The sequence below is a fragment of the Tumebacillus lipolyticus genome (assembly GCF_042682745.1).
In the GTDB taxonomy this organism is placed as follows: Bacteria; Bacillota; Bacilli; order Tumebacillales; family Tumebacillaceae; genus Tumebacillus_A; species Tumebacillus_A lipolyticus.
In genome coordinates this window covers 1-20394 of the sequence record NZ_JBHUIO010000023.1, presented here as the reverse complement: position 1 = coordinate 20394, position 20394 = coordinate 1, and the positions used below count along the sequence as shown (strand labels likewise).

The window sequence follows — 20394 nt, the reverse complement described above, 5'->3', positions numbered from 1 at the left end:
AACTCGATGATCACCAAAGGTGACAAGAATAAAGCTCGTAAGCGCCGTCACTTCCGCGTACGTCGCAAGGTTGCAGGTACGGCTCTGCGCCCGCGTCTGAACGTATTCCGTTCTTCGAAGCACATCTACGCACAAGTTATCGATGATAACACCGGCGTGACGCTCGTTTCGGCTTCTACCGTCGATCCGTCTTTGAAAGGTTCGATCGGTCATGGCGGCAACATTGACGCTGCTACGAAAGTCGGCGAACTGGTTGCGAAGCGCGCTCTTGAAAAAGGAATCTCCAATGTCGTGTTCGACCGTGGCGGTTACCTCTATCATGGCCGTGTTGCAGCTCTGGCTGCAGCTGCTCGTGAAGCAGGCCTCGAATTCTAATCATCTTGTTAAAAAGGAGGGAAACCTTACATGCGTATCGATCCGAACCAACTCGAACTGTCTGAAAAAGTCGTCGCAATCAACCGTGTTGCGAAGGTGGTAAAAGGCGGTCGTCGTTTTAGCTTCTCCGCGCTCGTAATCGTAGGCGATGGCAACGGACACGTAGGCGCAGGTCTCGGCAAAGCTGCTGAGGTGCCGGACGCGATCCGTAAAGGCATCGACGATGCGAAGAAAAACTTGGTTTACGTACCGCTCGTAGGCACTACCGTACCGCATGATATCCTCGGTCGTTTCGGCGCTGGTAAAGTTCTGATCAAACCGGCGAAGGAAGGTACTGGTGTTATCGCAGGCGGCCCGGCTCGTGCAGTTCTCGAACTGGCTGGCGTAAAAGATATCGTTACCAAATCTCTCGGTTCTTCCAACTCCATGAACATGGTCCATGCAACTCTCGACGGTCTGAAGCGCCTGAAGCGCCCAGAAGAAGTTGCGAAGCTGCGTGGTAAGTCTCTGGAAGAAATTCAGGGTTAAGGAGGGGAAATCACAATGGCAAAGTTGGAAATCACCCTCAAGAAGAGCCCGATCGGCCGTCCTGAAGACCAGAAAGTAACCGTGACGACCCTGGGCCTGCGCAAGCTGAACCAGACTGTTGTCCACAACGATACGCCGCAAATCCGCGGCATGATCAAAAAGGTCTCGCACCTTGTAGAGTACAACGTCATCGACTAATCAAGCATCAAAGTATAGAGGAGGTGCATCGGGATGAAATTGCACGAGCTCAAACCGGCTGAAGGTTCTAAGTTCACCCGCAAGCGTGTAGGCCGTGGGATCGGTACCGGCAATGGCAAAACTGCTGGCCGCGGTCACAAGGGTCAAAACTCTCGCTCTGGCGGCGGCGTTCGTCTGGGCTTTGAGGGCGGTCAGACTCCTCTGTTCCGCCGTCTGCCGAAACGTGGCTTCAACAACTCGCTCTTCGCTACCGTTTATGCTGAAGTGAACGTTGCGAAGCTGAACAAGTTCGAAGCTGGCACTGTTGTAACCCCGGGTCTGCTTAAAGAAGCGGGCGTCGTCAAGAACTTGCATGACGGCGTTAAGATCCTCGGCAACGGTGAGATCACTGTAGCTCTTACTGTTCAAGCACAGGCTTTCTCCAAGTCTGCAATCGAGAAAATCGAAGCTGCTGGCGGTAAGGCTGAGGTGATCTAATGTTTACGACGATCGCGAACATTTGGAAAGTGTCCGATCTGCGTAATCGTATTTTGTTCACCCTGCTCATGATTCTGGTGTTCAGGATCGGGAGTTTTATCCCGGTCCCGAATGTCAACGCAAAAGCACTCGCAGAGATCGGGGATAACCCGATCTTCGGGATGCTTAACACGTTCTCGGGCGGTGCGCTCCAGAACTTCTCCATCTTCGCGATGTCGATCACCCCGTACATCACGGCGTCGATCATCGTGCAGCTCCTCGGCATGGGCGTGCTCAAAAAGTTTGAGGAGTGGCAAAAAGAGGGAGATTCCGGGCGTAAGAAGTTGGCACAGATTACGCGATACGGTACAATCGTACTGGGGATGATCCAGGCTTTCGGCCTGTCCGTAACCTTTAACAACCAGCTCCCGGGATTGATTACCGACACGAGTTGGACCGGATACGCACTGATCACGCTGACGTTGACAGCGGGTACTGCGTTTCTGATGTGGCTTGGTGAACAGATCACCGAGCGCGGCATCGGGAACGGGATCTCGATCGTCATCTTCGCGGGTATCATCGCAGGCGTTGAGCGCGGTGCGCGCACGATCTACGAGACTTGGTTCTACAACCAAGAGGCTCTCGGCATGAGCTATGTCAAGCTGGCATTGCTTTTGGTCGGCGTCGTGCTGTTGATCGCTGCGATCGTATTCGTACAACAAGGCGTGCGTCGGATTCCGGTACAGTATGCGAAGCGTGTAGTTGGGCGTAAAATGTATGGTGGACAATCCACTCACATCCCGCTCAAGGTGAACGCTGCAGGGGTTATTCCGGTGATCTTTGCATCGTCCTTGCTGATGTTCCCCGTCACGATCGCGCAGTTCCTTCCGGCGAGCGTTGTAACAGACTGGATTAAAGCGCGGCTTGCTTTTGGGCAACCGCTCTACGTGATCTTTGAAGTGATTCTGATCATCTTCTTCACTTACTTCTACACGTTCGTACAGATCAATCCTGTGCAGCTGTCAGACGGCATGAAGAAGAATGGCGGTTTCATCCCAGGCATTCGCCCGGGCAAGCCGACCGAGATGTTCATCACTCGGGTCATGAATCGCATCACCCTTTCCGGCGCACTTTTCTTGGCCGCCATCTCCGCGATGCCGGTCGTATTTATGGGTGCTACGGACTTGAATCTGTATTTCGGCGGCACTGGTCTTCTCATCGTCGTCGGGGTTGCACTTGATACCATGAAACAAGTGGAAAGCCAGCTCCTGCAACGTCACTACAAAGGATTCATCCGCAAGTAGCGAAAGAGAGGGCATGGCCCGAAACCAGAAGTCATTGACAAATGGAGGGATGATGGATGCAAGTCATCTTTATGGGATTGCCCGGTGCAGGTAAAGGTACGCAGGCAGAACGCATCGTCTCCGAGTTCGGGATCCCTCACATCTCTACCGGTGACATGTTCCGTGCGGCGATAGCAGAAGAGACTGCTCTTGGACTTCAGGCGAAGTCGTTTATGGATCAGGGGCTCCTCGTTCCAGACGAAGTCACCATCGGGATTGTGCGTGAACGATTCCAAAAGCCGGACTGCAAAAATGGGTTTCTCCTCGATGGTTTTCCGCGCACGCTGGCTCAATCAGAAGCGCTGGACGCGATGCTTCACGATCTCGGTCGCAAGATCGACGTTGTGATCAACATGTCGGTCGCGCGTGAAAACCTCTTAGCGCGATTAACCGGTCGTCGGATCTGCAAATCCTGCGGCGCAACCTACCATGTCATCTTCAACCCTCCTGCAGAGGAAGGCAAGTGTGACAAGTGCGGTGGCGAGCTCTATCAGCGCTCAGATGACACCGAAGATGTAGTTGCGACTCGCTTGGATGTGAACATCAAGCAATCCGAACCAATTTTGGCTTACTACGAAGCCAAGGGTCTGCTGAAAACCATCGATGGCGAACAGGCGATCGATGAGGTTTACAAGCAAATCTCTTCCATTCTACGAGGTGTGGAATGATCGTCAGTAAGTCCAACGTAGAGCTGGATTTAATGCGTGAGGCAGGACGGATCGTTGCGTTGACACACAAAGAGCTGCAAAAAGCAGTTCTTCCGGGGATTACCACGAAGGAACTTGACCAGATTGCCGATGATTTTATTCGCAAGCAGGGTGCGCTTCCTTCCTTTAAGGGATATCACGGGTATCCAGCTTCTATCTGTGCATCAGTCAATGAGGTCATCGTTCACGGGATCCCGGGCAACCAGGTTCTGCAGGAAGGCGATATCATCTCCATTGACATCGGTGCGAACATCCACGGCTTCCATGGCGACTCCGCCTGGACGTACGCGGTCGGCCAGATCAGCGAGACGGCGCAGCGGTTGCTCGATGTAACCGAAGCAGCTCTGTTCAAAGGCTTGGAACAGGCCAAGGACGGCAACCGTCTTTCCGATATCGGCCACGCGGTACAGAAGTATGTGGAATCGCACGGATTCTCGGTCGTACGTGAATTCGTAGGCCACGGCATTGGGCGACAAATGCATGAAGACCCGTCGATTCCGAACTATGGCCCGCCCGGACGTGGACCACGACTGAAAACCGGCATGGCGCTGGCGATCGAACCGATGGTCAACGTTGGGAGCTTCCACACCAAGACGCTCCAGGACGACTGGACGGTGGTGACGGCTGACGGCTCGCTGGCAGCTCACTTTGAGCACACAGTGGCAGTAACTCCTGATGGTCCAGACATCTTGACGAAAGTGTAAGGCAAAGCACGCTGCACCGCTCTGGAGCAGCTGCGCCTTGGATCGATCATCGAGATGTTGCAACGGAAATCAGGTAGAATACAAAAGGGTCATCGTTGGTATACATGATTTGTTGCGCCGTAGCTTGAATTGTTGCAAACGATCGTTCCTGCACATATATGATGAAGCGAAGAGAGGAAGTGACCTCAGTGGCGAAAGATGATGTCATCGAAGTGGAAGGTAGAGTAATCGAACCCCTTCCGAACGCAATGTTTCGAGTGGAACTGGAAAACGGACACAAAGTGCTCGCACATGTATCTGGCAAGATTCGAATGCACTATATCCGGATTCTACCGGGGGACCGTGTAACCGTCGAATTGTCTCCGTACGATTTGACGCGTGGCCGGATTACCTACCGCTACAAATAAGGACTTACGATTGGAGGTAATCGCAATGAAGGTACGCCCTTCTGTTAAGCCGATTTGCGAAAAGTGCAAGATCATTCGTCGCAAAGGCGCTGTCATGGTCATTTGCGAAAACCCGAAGCACAAGCAAAAACAAGGTTAAGTTTCAGCAGAGCGTAGAGCGGCTGTCCCGTTCCGCTCTGACGGAACAGGGAAACTGCGCGCTGTTGTTTCCTATAAACTGAGCAAGTCATCGAATCACTTGGGAGGTGTACACGCACATGGCACGTATTGCAGGTATCGATATCCCGCGCGACAAGCGTGTGGAGATCAGCTTGACTTACATCTTCGGCATCGGCCGTAAGACTGCGAACAAAGTCCTCGAAGCTACCGGCGTTAACAAGGACACTCGCGTTAAGGACTTGACTGATGATGAAGTTAACAGTCTCCGCGAATATATCGACAAAAACATCAAAGTTGAGGGTGACCTCCGCCGCGACATCGCGCTGAACATCAAGCGCCTCGTCGAGATCGGCTCCTACCGTGGTATCCGTCACCGTCGCGGCCTTCCGGTTCGCGGTCAACGCACGAAGACCAACGCTCGTACCCGTAAAGGTCCTCGCCGCACTGTAGCAGGCAAGAAAAAATAAGAAGGGGGGAAACTGACTCATGGCAAAAGTGAAAGGACGCGGTAAGGGTGTTGCTACCCGCACCAAACGTCGTGACCGTAAAAATGTTGAAGTTGGCGTAGCTCACATCAAGTCGACTTTCAACAATACGATCGTAACCATCACCGACATCCAAGGCAACGCGATCTCTTGGGCTACTGCTGGCGGCCAAGGCTTCAAAGGCTCCCGTAAGTCGACCCCGTTCGCAGCTCAAATGGCAGCAGAGTCTGCTGCTAAAGTTGCGATGGAGCATGGCATGAAGTCTTGCGAAGTGTTCGTAAAGGGTCCGGGCTCTGGTCGTGAAGCTGCGATTCGTTCCCTGCAAGCTGCAGGTCTCGAAGTTTCGATGATCAAAGACGTCACTCCGATCCCGCACAACGGTTGCCGTCCGCCGAAGCGCCGCCGCGTATAACGTTGGCGCTTCTCTTCTGTCTGTGAGAAGAGAGAGGGCAAACTTTGGCAAGAGAGTATGTTTCTAACAGGAGGTGTCAATACTAGAATGGCAAGATACACCGGTTCCGTTTGCCGCCTTTGCCGCCGCGAAGGTCTGAAACTGTATCTGAAAGGCGAACGTTGCTACACCGACAAATGTGCTATCGACCGCCGTGCTTATGCGCCTGGCCAACACGGGCAAGCTCGTAAAAAAGTATCGGAGTACGGTACACAGTTGCGCGAGAAGCAAAAAGCACGTCGCGTATACGGCGTTCTCGAAAAGCAGTTCCGCGCCTACTACGAAGAAGCTAACCGCCGCAAGGGTATCACTGGCGAAACCCTGTTGCAGATTCTGGAAAGCCGACTGGATAACGTCGTGTTCCGCTCCGGTTTTGCAGCTTCCCGTCCGGAAGCTCGCCAGATCGTAAAACACGGCCACATCCTCGTGAACGGCAAGCGTGTCGACATCCCGTCCTATCTGACGCAGGCGGGCGACGTCATCGCTTTTGCTGATAATTCGCAAGAGAATCCTCGCGTGAAGGAACTCTTGGAGTCTGCTGAATCCAAAGCGGTGGTCGCGTGGCTCGAGAGAGACCTGAACACCAAGTCTGCGCGCATCGTTCGCGTTCCGTCTCGTGACGAAATCGACGTTCCAGTTGCAGAACAAATGATCGTCGAACTTTACTCTCGCTAAGATTTGAGTGTACTCGGCAGACTATCACCCTCAGCTGCGCAAGTCTCACCGGAATGTTCGAGTTGTCGAGAAGGAGGGTTACGTGAATGATTGAAATTGAAAAGCCGAGAATCGAGACTGTTGAAGTCAACGAAGCTGGAACGTACGGGAAGTTTGTGGTGGAGCCGCTTGAGCGTGGCTATGGCACCACCCTGGGGAACTCTCTGCGTCGCATCCTGCTCTCTTCTCTGCCTGGCGCTGCTGCGACCAGCGTGAAGATTGAAGGGGTGCTTCACGAGTTCTCCACCATTCCGGGCGTTGTCGAAGATACAACAGAGATCATCTTGAATCTCAAACGGCTTTCGCTCAAAATCCATTCCGACGAGGAGAAAACGCTGACGATCGACGCGGAGGGACCGGGCGCGGTCACCGCCGGCGATATTCGTGTGGATTCGGACGTTGACGTACTCAACCAAGACCTGCACATCGCCAATTTGGCCGAAGGCGGAAAGCTCTTCATGGAGATTACGGCGAACCGTGGACGCGGTTATGTTCCGGCAGACCGTAACAAGAAAGAAGACATGGAGATTGGCGTCATCCCGATCGACTCCATCTACACGCCGATTGAACGCGTGAACTACTCCGTAGAGAACACTCGCGTCGGACAGGTAACCAACTACGACAAGCTGACCCTCGAGGTCTGGACGGACGGAAGCATTCGACCTGACGAAGCGGTGAGTCTGGGTGCGAAGATCCTTACAGAGCACCTGATGTTGTTTGTAGGCCTGACCGATAAAGCTCGCGATACGGAGATCATGATCGAGAAGGAAGATGACAAGAAAGAGAAAGTTCTCGAGATGACGATCGAAGAACTGGAACTTTCGGTTCGCTCCTACAACTGCTTGAAGCGTGCTGGCATCAACACGGTTCAAGAGCTCTGTTCAAAAACAGAAGAAGAGATGATGAAAGTCCGCAACTTGGGACGCAAGTCGCTTGAGGAAGTTCAAGAGAAGCTCGCTGAGCTGAACTTGGGACTCCGCAACGAGGAGTAATCACATCTCTGTAGAGCAACACCTGATATCGTTGAGGAGGAGGGAAACAACGTGGCATACAGAAAGTTGAACCGTCGTTCCGGCAACCGTAAGGCACTGTTCCGGAGCCAGGTAACCGACCTGTTTATCTATGAGCGCATCCAAACGACCGAAGCGAAAGCGAAGGAACTCCGTTCGGTTGCTGAGAAGTTGATCACGCTGGCGAAGCGTGGTGACCTGCACGCTCGTCGTCAAGTCGCATCGTTCGTTCGCCCAGAAATCGCAGATCAAGCTACGAACCAAGATGTGGTTCAAAAGCTGTTCTCCGAGATCGCACCGCGCTTTGCAGATCGTCAAGGCGGCTACACCCGCATCATGAAGATCGGCCCGCGCCGCGGTGACGGTGCACCGATGGTGTACCTCGAACTCGTATAATGTTTTTCACGAGGTTTGCTGACAGTGCAAACCTCGTTTTTGATTACGAACGGTGCGCGCGGAGGGACTATGCGGAATATCAAACTGACGATCTCGTATGATGGAACCGAGTTTCATGGCTTTCAGACTCAGCCGAATCTGCGCACGGTACAAGGTGCGCTACAGGGGCGTCTGGAAGAGGTGGTCGGTCATCCGGTTTCGATCATCGGCTCGGGGCGAACCGATGCGGGGGTACATGCGCGCGGACAGGTGGTCAACTTTCACACCAGCTCGCGAGTGCCGGTGGAGAAATGGCCGATCGTCTGCAATGTCAAATTGCCAAACGATCTGGTCGTGACTGCTGCGGAAGAGGTGCCTGAAGACTGGCATGCTCGCTTTAACGCGCGGGGGAAGGTCTATCGCTATCTGATCGATCGTGGAGCCTATCCTGACGTTTTCTTGCGGATGTACAGCTACCACTATCCGTATCAGATGTGCGTCGAGCGGATGATCGAAGCGGCCGCTCATCTTCCGGGTCGTCATGATTTCACCAGTTTCTGTGCAGCGAATACACCGGTCGAGGATAAAGTGCGGACGCTTACCGCAGTCGATCTGAAAGAGGAAGGACACCTGCTGTCGGTGACCTGCCGTGGGGAAGGATTTCTCTACAACATGGTGCGGATCATCGTCGGGACTTTGCTAGAAGTCGGACGGGGCAAGATCTCTCCCGATCAGATTCCGGCGATCCTGCAAGCTTGTGACCGCAAGCGGGCGGGCGTGACTGCGCCCGCTCACGGCCTCACCATGTGGGAAGTGTTGTATGATTGATTTGTCTTGACATTTTATCCTATCCAAAGTACAATTGACATTGGTATTTTACAGCCCTTGCTAATTCCCACTAGCCCCGGCTATTAAAATACAACAAGTTTCAGGAGGGAATATCCTATGCGTACAACGTACATGGCGAAACCAGGCGCTGTGGAACGCAAATGGTACATCATCGACGCTGAAGGCAAAACTGTCGGTCGTCTTGCAAGTGAAGTTGCTTCTATCCTTCGCGGTAAACATAAACCGGAATTCACCCCGCATATCGACACTGGGGATTTCGTTATCCTCATCAATGCGGAAAAGGTTGTTTTCACCGGTAAAAAACTGCACGCTAAGATCTACCGTCGTCACTCGATGTATCCGGGCGGTCTGAAAGAAACCTCCGCAGCTCAAATGCTGGCTACCAAGCCGGAGCGTGTGCTGACCTACGCGATCAAAGGGATGCTTCCGCATAACTCTTTGGGCGCGAAGCAGCTGACCAAGCTGCGCGTATACGCTGGTTCTGAGCATCCGCATGCTGCACAAAACCCGATTCCGTGGGAATCGAAGTAAGAAGGAGGTTAGCACTCAATGGCACAAGTTCAATACTGGGGCACTGGTCGTCGTAAACACTCTGTAGCTCGCGTACGTCTCGTACCGGGTGAAGGGAACGTTATCATCAACAAACGCACCATGGACGAATACTTCGGTGGTTTGGAAACCCTGAAGTTGATCGTAAAACAGCCGGGCAACCTGACTGAGACGATCGGCAAGTACGATGTACTCTGCAACGTTCAAGGTGGCGGCTTCTCCGGTCAAGCTGGCGCGATCCGTCACGGTATCTCCCGTGCGCTTCTGAAAGCTGATCCGGAACTGCGTGGTTCTCTGAAGAAGGCAGGCTTCCTGACTCGTGACCCGCGTATGAAAGAGCGTAAAAAATACGGTCTCAAAGCTGCTCGTCGCGCTCCGCAATTCTCCAAGCGTTAATTTCGGGCCGAACGGCTTCAAGAAGGGTACCCTTTGGGTATCCTTCTTTTTTTCTGCCTGTCCGCATATCCTTCTGATGGAAGGAGGGATGGCGGGTGCGAAAAATTGGGAAGATGCCAGTGTGGAGGTTTGGCGTCTTGGTCGCTCTTTTCTTGGTCGGCTCGTTCGGACTTTATGTGGGGATCGGTCAATGGTTGACGGAGCCCTCTTCGCTTTCTTGGACCTTGCCGTTGAACGGGCAGGTGATCGTGATCGATGCAGGTCATGGCGGTGTTGATCCGGGAGCGGTCAGCAAGACCGGCGTGTTGGAAAAGGAGATTGCGCTCCAGGTGGCAAAGCGCCTGCGCGATTACTTGCAACAAGGCGGCGCGCATGTGATCATGATTCGAGAAGAGGATCGCGACCTTGCGGAGGAACAGACGAAGGGTTATAGCCGTCGGAAAGGTGAAGACTTAAAAGAGCGGGCTCGCATCATTCGCGAGTCGGATGCGACCCTCTTTATCTCGCTGCATTGCAATGCGTTTTTATCGTCCAAGTCGACAGGTGCGCACACGCTCTATGATTCTGAGTTTCCAGAGAGCAAGCAGCTGGCGGAGCTGATCCAAGCGGCGCTCGGCGAGACGATCGACAACTCGCGGAATGTGAAAAAGCGCGAAGATCTCTACTTGCTCAAACAGGCAAACAAGCCGGGCGTATTGGTCGAGCTTGGGTTTTTGTCCAATCCGGACGAAACGTTGCAGTTGCAGACGACGAGCTATCAACAGAAGTTGGCGCTTGGCGTGTATAAGGGGATTCTCTCCTACTACGCGAACAGGTAGAGCGGGATGTGCAACGCGGGCAGGGGATCTGATAGGAGGCTTATCGAGATGCGGAAGAAACGCAGCAGCGATCATGCAGTGCACAGGTCGAGCACGTTTGAAAGCGGAGGATGGATAAAAAGAGCGCAGGGGATGGGCGGTTGGGTCGCCTGTTTTGTATTGCTGGTCAGCCTGATCGGGTGTTCGCCAGCAGCAGATCAACAGGCGGAGACAAAGCCTGCGCAGGCGGAGTTGGTGCTGATGGAGGAGCAGTCGGTGTATCCCTATCTGGTGTTTGTCAATCGGGGGCAGGCGGATGCACAGGAGGTGCGCGTGTTCAGCACCAAGGGCGGGGAGGAGCTGACCGCAATCGGGCTGTCTCGCGACCAGCAGGTCACGCCCGCACAGAAGCCGATCACCCTAGCTCCAGGCGTCGGCGCTCACTATCAGCTGCTCTCCAAAGAACTGCGAGAGTATACGGTAAAATGGAGCGAGGACGGGCAGGAGCACGAGCAGAAAATGCTGCTCAAAGCGCCTGGGCGGATCGAAACGCACTAGTGCAGGTATGGTATACTAGGTCTTGTGGAAACTGATGGAGGTGGCAATATGCTGACAAAACAGGCGATTCTGGATGCGCTGCGTCCGGTACAAGACCCTGAAGTACATAAAAGCATCGTGGAACTGGGCATGGTTCGCAACGTGGAGATCACCGGCGATCATGCGAAGGTCGAAGTGGTTCTGACGATCGCAGGCTGTCCGCTGCGCAACAAGATCGACGGGGATGTGCGCGAGGCGCTCTCCGGTGTGGAAGGGCTGAAAACGTTCGATTTGACGCTGGGGACGATGACCGATGAGGAGCGCGCCAAGTTTCGCGATGTGCTCCGCGGAGGACGACCGGAACAGGGGACGCCGCCGCTGCTCGATCCGGAAGCGACCACGCAGTTTATCGCCGTCGCTTCGGGCAAAGGCGGAGTCGGCAAATCGACCGTCACCGCCAACTTGGCTGTGGCGCTGGCACGCATGGGCTACCGCGTCGGGATCATCGATGCGGACATCTACGGCTTCTCGATCCCGGGCATCTTTGGGGTGCGCGATCAAAAGCCCACGCTGATCGACAACATGCTGTTGCCCGTCGTGGCAGAAGGCGTGAAGATCATCTCGATGCACTTTTTTGTGCCGGACAATCGCCCGGTGATCTGGCGGGGGCCGATGCTTGGCAAGATGATGCGCAACTTCTTCGCAGAGGTGCATTGGGGCGACATCGACATCATGCTGCTCGATATGCCGCCGGGCACAGGCGACATGGCGCTCGACGTGCATCAGATGTTGCCGAAGAGCAAGGAGATCATCGTCACGACCCCGCAGTTTAACGCGACAGAGGTGGCAGCACGAGTTGGCACGATGGCGATCCAGACTCAGCATGAGATCTTGGGCGTCGTCGAAAACATGTCGTTCTTCGAAACGGCCGGGCAGAAGCATTACATCTTCGGCAAAGGTGGCGGCGAGCGTCTCGCGCTAGAGCTGAAGACGGACGTGCTCGTGCAGATTCCGATCGGGGCGGTCAATGAGACGGGCGACGGTCTCTATCAGGCTGACTCGCCGCAGGGCGAAGCGTATGCGAGGCTGGCGAAGACGATCGGTCGAAAAGTTTTGGATCAAGCGATGACCGAGCCGTACACCAAATAAGCGAGTTGCAGGCGCACAACGGGGAAAAGACCGTGAGCACCCATGAGGGGAAGCCACGGTCTTTTCTGTTGCAGCGCTTGATCAACAGGCTGCGGGCGATCACTCGCTGCTCTGCTCCTTTTCCGAGCTGCCTTCCTGCTCGCCCTGCTTTTCGTCGCCTTCCTTCTTCTCCTTTTCTCCTTCTTTTTTCTTTTTGTCTCCGCCCTCCTCTTGCCCCGCCTTTTTCTTCTCATTCGGTGTGCGCTCAGCGGTGCCTTCGCGGATCGCCTCTTTTAGCAGATCCATAAACAGCAAACGGAATTCTGGATTTTGCAGCGACTGGGTCATGATCGACATCGTCTGCTTGCGATATTCTGGCGTTTTCATCACGTCATAGAGGTTGCGGGCGAACTCGGGGGACTTGAGCAAGGTGAGCATCATCTCCTGATACTCAGGATCTTTCATCAGGTCTTTGAGCACTTTCTCATTGTCCTTTTTGAAAGTCTTGGCGAGAGCAGATGCAAATTTCGGATTGCGCATCTGCTCTTCGAGCGAGGCGTGCGCAGATCCATCGGTGAGCGCCTTTAACATCGCCACCTGCACGTCCGCTTCGTTGATGGCGAGCGAGCGCTTAAACTGGGGGTCCCGAACGATGTCTTTGAGCGTATCCATGCCCTCTTGGGTGTGCAGAATGTCCAACACCATCTGCTTCGTTTCGTTATATTGCGCCTTGGCATCCGTCTCCTGAGAGCCGCGACTCTTTTCAGCTTGCGAGCCACAGCCACCGAGCGTGGCAAAAACGAGAATGATTGCGACCGAGACGGCGCCGATCTTCCAAGGCAGTTTCACCTCGCGTCACGTCCTTTCATGTACTGGATGTGCTTAGTTTGCAGTCTCTCGGACAAACGTATACCAAGGAGAAGTTCGCCAATTTCCACCGCCGAATCGTTATGATATGATAAGGGAAGTTGTTCACAAGCAGGAGGGGCTGTATGAACTTACGCAAGTTTTTTACCTTGTTCTTCATGACCGCTTTGATCGGTGTCCTCCTCGGATTGATCACGACGCTGACCGGATGGTTTGGCGAGATTCGATTGGTCTGGGGAATGATCACAGGAGGGTTTCTCTCTGCGACGACGCTGATGGGCTTTTGGGCGTATTTGACGCTAAACTTTACGATGCGCAATTTTATCTCCTTTCGGATGTGGGTGACCATTCAGGTGTTGCTCATCGCGCTTGTCCTGTTTGACATGGTCTATTTCCGCTATCTGTGGACAGGGGAAGGGGAAGGCAGCATCCTGCCGTTTATCGGATTTGCGCTGTGGCCGCTGGCGGTGGCGATGATCGTCGCTTATATCAAAGGTCGCATCTCCGGCATGCGCTCGTTTATTCCGTCCGTGTTTTTCTTGTACTGCTTCACCACGCTCGAATGGTTTCTCGCGTTAAAGTCTGGAGAGCTCTTGCAGATGACGCAGATCGGCATCATCTTGCTCGGCTGTAACGTGTTCTTGCTCTTGATGTATACGCGGCTGTTAAAACAACCCTCACCGACTCGGTGAGGGCTGTTTTATAGCGGCTATTCTTGCTTGGAGGTGACGCCGGCAGAGGCGATCAACTCGGTGACGGTCATGAACTCATACCCTTTTTGTCGCAGACCGTCGATGATGCGAGGCAGAGCATCGATCGTCTGCAGGGCGGAGTCGCTCGCATGCATCAGGATGATGTCGCCGGGCACCGTTCGTTTCAGCACGCGATCGACGATCTTGTCAGGGCCGGGTCGCATCCAATCGAGCGAATCGGTGTTCCACTGCACCACGGTGTAGCCCATCGAGTTTAAGTGTTGGATCACCCGCTTGTCGAACGCGCCGTTCGGCGTGCGGATCAGGTTGGTTTTGACACCTGTCGCTTCGTGGATCGCCTGTTCCGACTTGGTCACCTGTTCGGTGATCCACTGGTTGTTATATTTGGGGAAATCATCGTGGCGATGCCCATGATTTCCGATCTCGAAGCCGATGCTTTTGATGCGCTTGGCGATCTCCGGATGGGTGGTCGTCCAAGGGCCGGAGAGGAAGAAGGTCGCTTTTTTGACCCCTTTTTTCTCCAAGATGTCGAGGATCGGACCAGGCGCTTTCTCCCCCCATGAAATGTCGAAGGTCAAGGCGACGACCTTTTTGTCCGTCTGAACTTTGTAGATCGCCCCTTTTGGCGGCGGAGCAGGCTTGTCTGCCTGTTTCGGAGCAGGGGTGCTGGTGCCTTGAAAGACCGATTGCGATCCGAGATCAGCTTGACTGTAGAGGGAGATCATGAACAGGAGTACGGCCATGAACAGCACGCCCAACTTTTTCAGTTGGCGAGCCGTTCGATCTTTTCGATTACGCAATGTGTGAACACCTCCATGTCTTGAGCAAAGCTTGCGCGATTATGTCTTTTTTACTCTATGGAAAAGCCAGTCCGATTATGCGGACAGGTCGATGAGAAGAGGAGTGGGTTGAACGTGTGGAGTACGGTAGGAACGAGCGGGGCGGTGCTGAAGCGCAATCTCGGGTATATTGCGGTGGCGGCCGGCCTGTTGGTGATCGGATGTGTGCTCGGGTCGCTGTACAGCGCAGAGCTGCTTGGGGCGATTCAACCGGTCTTGGAGCAGTTTGCCGACCTCGCAGAGAAGTCGAAGGAGCAGGACAGCGCGCTGTACACCGGCATGCTGATCTTTTTTAACAACGCAACCGCCTGTGCGATGATGGTGCTGTTCGGTTGCTTTTTGGCGCTGCCGGCGATGTTCTCCCTGCTGATGAACGGTATGGTGATCGGGGTGCTGTTTTCCCAGATCGCCGCGCAAGGGGTGGCGAGCACCTGGGAGCTGATCGTGTTCGGCCTGTTGCCGCACGGAATCTTCGAATTGCCGGCGGTGATGATCTCAGCTGCCCTCGGCATGAAGCTCGGCATCGTGCTGATCAAACCGCTCAAGGAGAAGACGCGGCTGGAGAGCTTCGGGTTCGTCTGGCTGGAAGTGGTCAAGTCGGCGGGTGTGATCCTCGCGCTGCTCGTGATCGCAGCGCTTGTCGAAGGCGCGGTGACTCCCCTCTTGTTGGAGCGAGTCGTGGCTTAGAACTAAAATCCCCAAATTCGGAAATTTAAATTCTTTGTCAAATAAGGTCGTTTTATGTTAAAGTGGTAATAGAATCGGTTTATTCCACAGGGGGAACGATGGATACCACGATCTATGACCTATTGAGCCAAAACCTTGATTATATCTGTTTTGCGGGAGTCATTTTGTGCTTTGTATCGAGCCTTGAATTTGTGATGCACCGATATTTGGTCTCTGAGAAGTTGCGTGGGAAAAAGGTGGCGGGAAAAAAGTTCTCGATGGGCTTTGCACCGTACCTCGCTGGAACGATCATCTGCACGCTGTTGACCATCGGCTGGTTTGTGGTCGATGATGCGGGAAAGAAAGAGCTGGATCGAAACAAGATGCTCGTCGACGGGATCGCGCCGACGTTCGCTTATGAGCTAGAGAAGCTGGAGCATGAAAACATCAGGCTTGCGACATCGACGCAGGACCCAAAATATCAGGCGGTCAATGTGACGCTGCAAAAATGGTTGGCGATCAATCCGGAGATCTCGTCGATCTATACGCTTCGCCAGCTGAGCGAGACGACCAACGTGTATGTGTTCTCTCCTCCGAGCGATTACAATCACGATGGGGTGATCTCCGGGGAGATGGAACGAGGATTTTCGCTCGGTACGGCCTATTCGTACCCATTGCCCGATCTGAAGGAGACGTCGGGCATGAAGTCGACGTTTCGCGAAGAGCCGATCATGCATGAGTGGGGATCGACGATCTCCGCATTCGTGCCGATCTACGGGAGAGATGGTCGGCAGGATGCGGTGCTCGGGGTCGATTTCGATGCGACAGTTTGGAATTCGAAGGTGGCCAAGGCGCGCTGGAGCGTGATGGCGTTTTTGCTGATCATCTTCATCCCTTTTAATACGACCTATTGGGTGGTCTTTCACACGCGAGTCGAACGGTTTCGGATGCTGTTGCACCAGGAGGAGATCTCCGAGAGCGAAGATCGCTTTCGCAAGCTGTCACAAGCCACGTTTGAAGGCATCGTGCTGACCGACCAGGGTAAAATTTTGGAGATCAACCAGACGCTCTATGCGATGTTCGGTTATGATTCGCAAGAGGAATTGACTGGAAGTTCCGCCATCTCGCTGGCCGCGCCAGAATCTCGTGATAAGTTGATTGAAAATTTGTACTCCATGAACAACTCGATGTTGGAGATCGTCGCGATTCGCAAGGATGGCACCAAGTTTTCGGCAGAGCTTGTCGGGACGAGCTGCATGTACCAAGGCCGCGAGGTTCGCGTGACGGCGATACGGGATATTTCGGAGCGCAAGCGCACACAGGAGATCATCAACCACATGGCGCTGCACGATACGCTGACCGGTCTGCCGAACCGCGTGCTGTTCACCCAGCATTTAAGCGATGTACTGGAACAAGCGAGGTTAAATGGCGAAAAGCTGGCCGTCTTTTTCCTCGATCTGGATCGCTTTAAGATCATCAACGACACGCTCGGCCATGCGCGAGGAGACAAGCTGTTGAAAAGCGTGGCCAATCGCCTGACGCGCTGTGCGGGAGAGTCTGGCGTGGTGGCGAGGTTGAGCGGCGATGAATTTGTGATGCTGACCCAGAAGTTTGATCAGGTCGATGAGATCGTGGCGCTGGCTGAGCAGGTGTTGGCCAAGCTTGAGCAGCCGTACCGAATTCATGATTATGAGCTGCACGCCACCGCTTCGATCGGGATCGCGCTGTTCCCGCAGGATGGGGACGATCCGCAGATGCTGATCAAAAATGCGGAGACCGCTCTGTTTCGCGTGAAGGACAAGGGGAGCAACCAATATTCGCTGTATGCGCCGGCGATGAACATGAAGGGCATCGAACGGCTGCAGCTGGAAAACGGGTTGCGCCATGCGCTGGAGCGGGAGGAGTTTGTGCTCTACTACCAGCCGCGCCTGAACATCGCGACCGGGCAGATCATCGGCATGGAAGCGCTGCTCAGGTGGAATCACCCGGAGCTCGGGCTGGTGTCGCCTGGCGATTTTATCCCGATCGCCGAAGAGACGGGCCTGATCGTGCCGATCGGGGACTGGGTCTTGCGCACAGCGCTGCGGCAGAACAGGCTGTGGCAGGAGGCTGGCTATCCGCAGATGACGGTGGCGGTCAACCTGTCGCCGCGCCAGTTTTCGCGGCAGGGGCTGGTGGAGATGGTCGCCAAGGAGCTCCGCGAGACGGGCACGCATCCGAGCGATCTGGAGCTTGAGATCACGGAGAGCATGACGATGCACGATGTGGAGTACACGATCATGATTCTGGAGCAGCTGAGCAAGATGGGCGTGCAGATCTCAATCGATGATTTTGGCACAGGCTATTCTTCGCTCAACTATCTGAAGCATTTCCCGATCTCGACGCTGAAGATCGACCAATCTTTTGTGCGCGGCTTGGAGAGCGATCCGTACAACGCGGCAATCGTGACGACGGTGATCTATCTCGCGCAAAATCTGCGGGTGAAGGTGATCGCCGAAGGAGTCGAGACGAAGGAGCAGTTTCTCTATCTGCAGAATCACAAGTGCGATGAGATGCAGGGCTACCTGTTCTCCCGCCCGATTCCGGCCGATCAGTTTGAAGAGCTGCTCAAGCAAGGGCGGACGTTTGAGCTGGCGTAGGGATGGACAAAAATACCCTCTGCCCCGTATGGGGAAGAGGGTATTTTCATTGCCCGGGAGAGAGGCTTTGAAAGGAGTGGGTGACCGCAAGCGCCGTCTCTTTGGGGACGAGCTTCGCATCGTTTGATAGCCAGACATTGTAGGCGATTTGGCCGCGCAGGAAGTAGGTGTGGACTTCGAGCATCGATCCGGCGGCCTTGGTTGCTGGATCGCTGCGCTTGAGCAGATATTTGACCGTGTCTTCGCCGCGGTAGGATTCGAGGCCGGCCTGCACCACTTCGCTTTGTGCGGGAAGCTGCACCGCTTTTAACGGGTTGCTCTCGCCCTTTCGCAGCGGTGTCAGCTCGACTCCACCTACCGTCTGTCCTCCTTGCTGAAAGACGAGGCTGCCGTCCTGCTTTTGATTGGGGATCGCCTTCCAAGCGCTGGGCAGGGCGATCTGGTAGTTGCTATGGCTGTACAGCTTGAAGTCAAAAGGGTTGTTTGCCGTGGAGGTCACCGTCCAAACTCCCTGTATCTTTTGCAGCTCGACATATTGCTCGACGCGAAAGGGGCGATCGCCTTTTCCGAAGGAAGAGCTTCGCTTGGGCTGATTTTCCACCCAGAGCGACAGGCGGCCGGTCTGCGTATCCCCTTGGATGCTGTCTCGGGTGTACGTTTCGATGGTGAGCTGTTTGAGCGTGTCGATCTCCACCCGGTTGTTCAGGAAGGAGCGGATGCTCTCCGTCTCCTCGCGGTAGGAGGAGTTGTTGGTCAGGTCGATGACCACCATGCCAGCCTGTTCGGGAAACGCCGTCTGTTTCTGAGCGACCGATTCCGGGGCGGCTGTCGCATCGGCCGCTTTGTCGCTTTCTGCCGACAGCTCCAGCGGCCAGAGATCGGACGATTGCGTCAGCCCGAGCAAGATGGCTGCTGTGATCGTGCTGACGGTGATCCACGATTTTGGAAAGATCCTGCGGCTTCGCTTGCTGTTTTTGATCGCTTCTTCGATCTTTTCTGGGCGAGGAAGCAAAGAGCGCGTCGGAAGCGGGATGTTCGCAGGTTCGATCGCTTCGTTTAGCTTTTGCACGCGCTCGAATTCCTGTTGGCACTGTGCACAGGCTGCAAGATGTGCCTGGATGTCGGCCGTCAGATCGCCGCACCAGATCGCTTCTTGAACGTTTGAGCAATTCATCAACTCCCACCTCCGCATTCTCTCTATTCGGTTGGACGCAGAGTAGCGATAGAATGATTCATCAGCGGGGAGTTTTTGTATTTTTTGCCCGTTTTGTGCGGGCCTCAAGCGCTTGAATCGATGTGAGAAAAACTTTGATTTGAGAAATATTTGTTGATTTCCCCGATTAGGTGTATAATCGAGGAGGTTTGGGTCTATTATAAGATGCAACCTCACACAACCAAACGTACTTGATCGACTCGATGTCGTGAGGTCATCGAGTCGTAACCGTAGGAGGAATGGAAAGAAATGCAAGGTAAAGTGAAATGGTTCAACAGCGAAAAAGGATACGGCTTCATCGAGTATGAAGGCGGCGACGACGTGTTTGTTCACTTCTCCGCAATCACTGGCGAAGGGTTCAAATCTCTCAACGAAGGCGAATCTGTCGAGTTTGACATCGTCGAAGGAAACCGCGGCCAACAAGCTGCAAACGTTGTCAGACTGTAATCGCATAGAACCCCCGGACAACCTGTCCGGGGGTTTCTTTTTTTGTGGATTTCTTGTGAAAATCGGTTTATTTTTCTGCGTTGGATTGTAAAGTTTTGCAGGAGTATGGCGAGGGGAGATGGAATACTATAGCTATAGGAAGGGAGGAGTATACATGAAGATCCAAGTACGTGGTAACCATCTTGAGGTGACTGATGCGCTGCGTCAGTATGTTGAAAAAAAGATCGGGCGTCTGGAAAAGTATTTTCATGCTCCAACCGAATATTCCGTGCAAGTCACTCTGTCCGTGGTGAAAGATTTGCATACGGTAGAAGTGACGATGCCGATCAACGGTTTTGTGATTCGCGCCGAGGAGAAGTCGGGCGATATGTATGCTTCGATCGACACTGTGACCGACAAGCTGGAGAAGCAGATCGAGAAGCATAAGGCGAAGCTGAATAAGCGACTTCGTCAAGAAGGTTTCCATTCTCTCTTTAAGGAGCAGGGCGAAGGCGCTGTTCGAGTGCTGACAGAGGATGAGGAAGAGTTTGGCGATGTGGTTCGTGTGAAAAAGTTCGCGGTGAAACCGATGCCGGTCGATGAGGCGATTATGCAGATGGATCTGCTGGGACACGATTTCTTCGTCTTTAGCAATGCGGATACGGATGAAGTAAATGTGGTGTACAAGCGCCGAGACGGGCAGTATGGGTTGATTGAACCGACGTTTGCGTAGAGTGTTATTAGGTCAGTTCCTTCGGGAGCTGACCTTTTTTGGTTTGGAAGGGGCGTTTTGTTCGAGTGTGTGAGTGTGTGAGTGTGTGAGTGTGTGAGTGTGTGAGTGTGTGAGTGTGTGAGTGTGTGAG

28 protein-coding genes are annotated in these 20394 nt (G+C 54.0%); 25 read left to right on the top strand and 3 right to left on the bottom strand.

Features of this window, described 5'->3' with window-relative positions; all coding sequences use genetic code 11:
* Positions 1-6 precede the first annotated feature (6 nt).
* The 20 genes from rplR (at position 7) to ACFSOY_RS20425 (ending at position 12189) form a co-directional block, all read left to right on the top strand.
* The gene (rplR, locus tag ACFSOY_RS20520; protein WP_386049716.1) at positions 7-375 is read left to right on the top strand and encodes a 50S ribosomal protein L18; all 369 of its coding nucleotides are present in this window, start codon (positions 7-9) and stop codon (positions 373-375) included.
* A gap of 30 nt (positions 376-405) precedes the next feature.
* Complete coding sequence (gene rpsE / locus ACFSOY_RS20515; RefSeq protein WP_386049715.1) at positions 406-903, top strand: 30S ribosomal protein S5; 498 nt, start codon at positions 406-408, stop codon at positions 901-903.
* A 15-nt stretch (positions 904-918) separates the two neighbouring features.
* Positions 919-1101, top strand: a complete 183-nt coding sequence (gene rpmD / locus ACFSOY_RS20510; RefSeq protein ID WP_386049714.1) for a 50S ribosomal protein L30 — start codon at positions 919-921, stop codon at positions 1099-1101.
* Positions 1102-1134: 33 nt separating this feature from the next.
* A complete protein-coding gene (rplO, locus tag ACFSOY_RS20505; RefSeq protein WP_386049713.1) occupies positions 1135-1578 on the top strand; it encodes a 50S ribosomal protein L15 in 444 nt (147 codons plus the stop codon).
* Positions 1578-2861, top strand: coding sequence for a preprotein translocase subunit SecY (gene secY / locus ACFSOY_RS20500; RefSeq protein ID WP_386049712.1), 1284 nt, complete (start codon positions 1578-1580; stop codon positions 2859-2861). Before rplO ends, secY begins: the two co-directional genes overlap by 1 nt.
* Positions 2862-2917: 56 nt before the next feature.
* Entirely contained in the window at positions 2918-3568 is a 651-nt protein-coding gene (locus tag ACFSOY_RS20495; protein ID WP_386049711.1) for an adenylate kinase, read from the top strand.
* Positions 3565-4311 (top strand): type I methionyl aminopeptidase, encoded by a 747-nt coding sequence (gene map / locus ACFSOY_RS20490; RefSeq protein WP_386049710.1) that lies wholly within the window; start codon positions 3565-3567, stop codon positions 4309-4311. The genes ACFSOY_RS20495 and map overlap by 4 nt, the downstream gene beginning before the upstream one ends.
* A gap of 188 nt (positions 4312-4499) precedes the next feature.
* Positions 4500-4718, top strand: coding sequence for a translation initiation factor IF-1 (infA, locus tag ACFSOY_RS20485; RefSeq protein ID WP_087456472.1), 219 nt, complete (start codon positions 4500-4502; stop codon positions 4716-4718).
* 25 nt (positions 4719-4743) lie between these two features.
* Positions 4744-4857: a 50S ribosomal protein L36 gene (gene rpmJ, locus ACFSOY_RS20480; RefSeq protein ID WP_018131305.1), complete on the top strand. Its 114-nt coding sequence runs from the start codon at positions 4744-4746 to the stop codon at positions 4855-4857.
* Between the two features lie 118 nt (positions 4858-4975).
* Positions 4976-5344 (top strand): 30S ribosomal protein S13, encoded by a 369-nt coding sequence (gene rpsM, locus ACFSOY_RS20475; protein WP_386049709.1) that lies wholly within the window; start codon positions 4976-4978, stop codon positions 5342-5344.
* A 19-nt stretch (positions 5345-5363) separates the two neighbouring features.
* Entirely contained in the window at positions 5364-5774 is a 411-nt protein-coding gene (rpsK, locus tag ACFSOY_RS20470) for a 30S ribosomal protein S11 (RefSeq protein ID WP_386049708.1), read from the top strand.
* Positions 5775-5861: 87 nt separating this feature from the next.
* Positions 5862-6488 carry a 30S ribosomal protein S4 gene (rpsD, locus tag ACFSOY_RS20465; protein ID WP_386049707.1) on the top strand — a complete coding sequence of 209 codons (627 nt, stop codon included), beginning with the start codon at positions 5862-5864 and terminating at the stop codon, positions 6486-6488.
* An 86-nt stretch (positions 6489-6574) separates the two neighbouring features.
* The gene (locus tag ACFSOY_RS20460; protein WP_386049706.1) at positions 6575-7519 is read left to right on the top strand and encodes a DNA-directed RNA polymerase subunit alpha; all 945 of its coding nucleotides are present in this window, start codon (positions 6575-6577) and stop codon (positions 7517-7519) included.
* Between the two features lie 51 nt (positions 7520-7570).
* Positions 7571-7933, top strand: a complete 363-nt coding sequence (rplQ, locus tag ACFSOY_RS20455) for a 50S ribosomal protein L17 (RefSeq protein ID WP_386049705.1) — start codon at positions 7571-7573, stop codon at positions 7931-7933.
* A gap of 69 nt (positions 7934-8002) precedes the next feature.
* Positions 8003-8740, top strand: coding sequence for a tRNA pseudouridine(38-40) synthase TruA (gene truA, locus ACFSOY_RS20450; RefSeq protein ID WP_386049704.1), 738 nt, complete (start codon positions 8003-8005; stop codon positions 8738-8740).
* A gap of 117 nt (positions 8741-8857) precedes the next feature.
* Positions 8858-9292 carry a 50S ribosomal protein L13 gene (rplM, locus tag ACFSOY_RS20445; protein ID WP_386049703.1) on the top strand — a complete coding sequence of 145 codons (435 nt, stop codon included), beginning with the start codon at positions 8858-8860 and terminating at the stop codon, positions 9290-9292.
* Positions 9293-9310: 18 nt separating this feature from the next.
* Entirely contained in the window at positions 9311-9706 is a 396-nt protein-coding gene (rpsI, locus tag ACFSOY_RS20440) for a 30S ribosomal protein S9 (RefSeq protein WP_386049702.1), read from the top strand.
* 95 nt (positions 9707-9801) lie between these two features.
* Positions 9802-10524, top strand: a complete 723-nt coding sequence (gene cwlD / locus ACFSOY_RS20435; RefSeq protein ID WP_386049701.1) for an N-acetylmuramoyl-L-alanine amidase CwlD — start codon at positions 9802-9804, stop codon at positions 10522-10524.
* 48 nt (positions 10525-10572) lie between these two features.
* Complete coding sequence (locus ACFSOY_RS20430) at positions 10573-11061, top strand: hypothetical protein (protein WP_386049700.1); 489 nt, start codon at positions 10573-10575, stop codon at positions 11059-11061.
* Between the two features lie 48 nt (positions 11062-11109).
* Positions 11110-12189 carry an Mrp/NBP35 family ATP-binding protein gene (locus ACFSOY_RS20425; RefSeq protein WP_386049699.1) on the top strand — a complete coding sequence of 360 codons (1080 nt, stop codon included), beginning with the start codon at positions 11110-11112 and terminating at the stop codon, positions 12187-12189.
* A gap of 99 nt (positions 12190-12288) precedes the next feature.
* Here the strand turns inward: ACFSOY_RS20425 and gerD are convergent, their stop codons facing one another.
* Positions 12289-13017, bottom strand: coding sequence for a spore germination lipoprotein GerD (gerD, locus tag ACFSOY_RS20420; protein WP_386049698.1), 729 nt, complete (start codon positions 13015-13017; stop codon positions 12289-12291).
* Positions 13018-13160: 143 nt separating this feature from the next.
* On the opposite strand from gerD, the gene ACFSOY_RS20415 reads away from it, so the two are divergent.
* Positions 13161-13727 carry a KinB-signaling pathway activation protein gene (locus ACFSOY_RS20415; protein ID WP_386049697.1) on the top strand — a complete coding sequence of 189 codons (567 nt, stop codon included), beginning with the start codon at positions 13161-13163 and terminating at the stop codon, positions 13725-13727.
* A 17-nt stretch (positions 13728-13744) separates the two neighbouring features.
* On the opposite strand, the gene pdaB is transcribed toward ACFSOY_RS20415, so the two are convergent.
* Positions 13745-14491, bottom strand: coding sequence for a polysaccharide deacetylase family sporulation protein PdaB (gene pdaB / locus ACFSOY_RS20410; protein ID WP_386049764.1), 747 nt, complete (start codon positions 14489-14491; stop codon positions 13745-13747).
* Positions 14492-14662: 171 nt separating this feature from the next.
* On the opposite strand from pdaB, the gene ACFSOY_RS20405 reads away from it, so the two are divergent.
* A complete protein-coding gene (locus ACFSOY_RS20405) occupies positions 14663-15274 on the top strand; it encodes a stage II sporulation protein M (RefSeq protein ID WP_386049696.1) in 612 nt (203 codons plus the stop codon).
* A 236-nt stretch (positions 15275-15510) separates the two neighbouring features.
* On the top strand, positions 15511-17892 hold the full coding sequence (locus tag ACFSOY_RS20400; protein ID WP_386049695.1) for a putative bifunctional diguanylate cyclase/phosphodiesterase: 2382 nt from the start codon (positions 15511-15513) through the stop codon (positions 17890-17892).
* Positions 17893-17938: 46 nt separating this feature from the next.
* Here ACFSOY_RS20400 and ACFSOY_RS20395 read toward each other — a convergent pair whose 3' ends face one another.
* Positions 17939-19066 (bottom strand): hypothetical protein, encoded by a 1128-nt coding sequence (locus ACFSOY_RS20395; RefSeq protein ID WP_386049694.1) that lies wholly within the window; start codon positions 19064-19066, stop codon positions 17939-17941.
* A gap of 288 nt (positions 19067-19354) precedes the next feature.
* On the opposite strand from ACFSOY_RS20395, the gene ACFSOY_RS20390 reads away from it, so the two are divergent.
* Together ACFSOY_RS20390 and hpf are read left to right on the top strand one after the other, a co-directional pair.
* Positions 19355-19552, top strand: a complete 198-nt coding sequence (locus ACFSOY_RS20390; RefSeq protein WP_386049693.1) for a cold shock domain-containing protein — start codon at positions 19355-19357, stop codon at positions 19550-19552.
* Between the two features lie 154 nt (positions 19553-19706).
* Positions 19707-20264 carry a ribosome hibernation-promoting factor, HPF/YfiA family gene (hpf, locus tag ACFSOY_RS20385; protein WP_386049692.1) on the top strand — a complete coding sequence of 186 codons (558 nt, stop codon included), beginning with the start codon at positions 19707-19709 and terminating at the stop codon, positions 20262-20264.
* Positions 20265-20394: the final 130 nt, after the last annotated feature.

Excerpts from the sequence above, each read along its gene's own strand:
- rplR (WP_386049716.1), top strand. The coding sequence starts at position 7 with ATGATCACCAAAGGTGACAAGAATAAAGCTCGTAAGCGCCGTCACTTC.
- rpsE (WP_386049715.1), top strand. The coding sequence starts at position 406 with ATGCGTATCGATCCGAACCAACTCGAACTGTCTGAAAAAGTCGTCGCA.
- rpmD (WP_386049714.1), top strand. The coding sequence starts at position 919 with ATGGCAAAGTTGGAAATCACCCTCAAGAAGAGCCCGATCGGCCGTCCT.
- rplO (WP_386049713.1), top strand. The coding sequence starts at position 1,135 with ATGAAATTGCACGAGCTCAAACCGGCTGAAGGTTCTAAGTTCACCCGC.
- secY (WP_386049712.1), top strand. The coding sequence starts at position 1,578 with ATGTTTACGACGATCGCGAACATTTGGAAAGTGTCCGATCTGCGTAAT.
- ACFSOY_RS20495 (WP_386049711.1), top strand. The coding sequence starts at position 2,918 with ATGCAAGTCATCTTTATGGGATTGCCCGGTGCAGGTAAAGGTACGCAG.
- map (WP_386049710.1), top strand. The coding sequence starts at position 3,565 with ATGATCGTCAGTAAGTCCAACGTAGAGCTGGATTTAATGCGTGAGGCA.
- rpmJ (WP_018131305.1), top strand. The coding sequence starts at position 4,744 with ATGAAGGTACGCCCTTCTGTTAAGCCGATTTGCGAAAAGTGCAAGATC.
- rpsM (WP_386049709.1), top strand. The coding sequence starts at position 4,976 with ATGGCACGTATTGCAGGTATCGATATCCCGCGCGACAAGCGTGTGGAG.
- rpsK (WP_386049708.1), top strand. The coding sequence starts at position 5,364 with ATGGCAAAAGTGAAAGGACGCGGTAAGGGTGTTGCTACCCGCACCAAA.
- rpsD (WP_386049707.1), top strand. The coding sequence starts at position 5,862 with ATGGCAAGATACACCGGTTCCGTTTGCCGCCTTTGCCGCCGCGAAGGT.
- ACFSOY_RS20460 (WP_386049706.1), top strand. The coding sequence starts at position 6,575 with ATGATTGAAATTGAAAAGCCGAGAATCGAGACTGTTGAAGTCAACGAA.
- truA (WP_386049704.1), top strand. The coding sequence starts at position 8,003 with ATGCGGAATATCAAACTGACGATCTCGTATGATGGAACCGAGTTTCAT.
- rplM (WP_386049703.1), top strand. The coding sequence starts at position 8,858 with ATGCGTACAACGTACATGGCGAAACCAGGCGCTGTGGAACGCAAATGG.
- rpsI (WP_386049702.1), top strand. The coding sequence starts at position 9,311 with ATGGCACAAGTTCAATACTGGGGCACTGGTCGTCGTAAACACTCTGTA.
- ACFSOY_RS20430 (WP_386049700.1), top strand. The coding sequence starts at position 10,573 with ATGCGGAAGAAACGCAGCAGCGATCATGCAGTGCACAGGTCGAGCACG.
- ACFSOY_RS20425 (WP_386049699.1), top strand. The coding sequence starts at position 11,110 with ATGCTGACAAAACAGGCGATTCTGGATGCGCTGCGTCCGGTACAAGAC.
- ACFSOY_RS20415 (WP_386049697.1), top strand. The coding sequence starts at position 13,161 with ATGAACTTACGCAAGTTTTTTACCTTGTTCTTCATGACCGCTTTGATC.
- pdaB (WP_386049764.1), bottom strand. The coding sequence starts at position 14,491 with ATGGCCGTACTCCTGTTCATGATCTCCCTCTACAGTCAAGCTGATCTC.
- ACFSOY_RS20395 (WP_386049694.1), bottom strand. The coding sequence starts at position 19,066 with ATGAATTGCTCAAACGTTCAAGAAGCGATCTGGTGCGGCGATCTGACG.
- ACFSOY_RS20390 (WP_386049693.1), top strand. The coding sequence starts at position 19,355 with ATGCAAGGTAAAGTGAAATGGTTCAACAGCGAAAAAGGATACGGCTTC.
- hpf (WP_386049692.1), top strand. The coding sequence starts at position 19,707 with ATGAAGATCCAAGTACGTGGTAACCATCTTGAGGTGACTGATGCGCTG.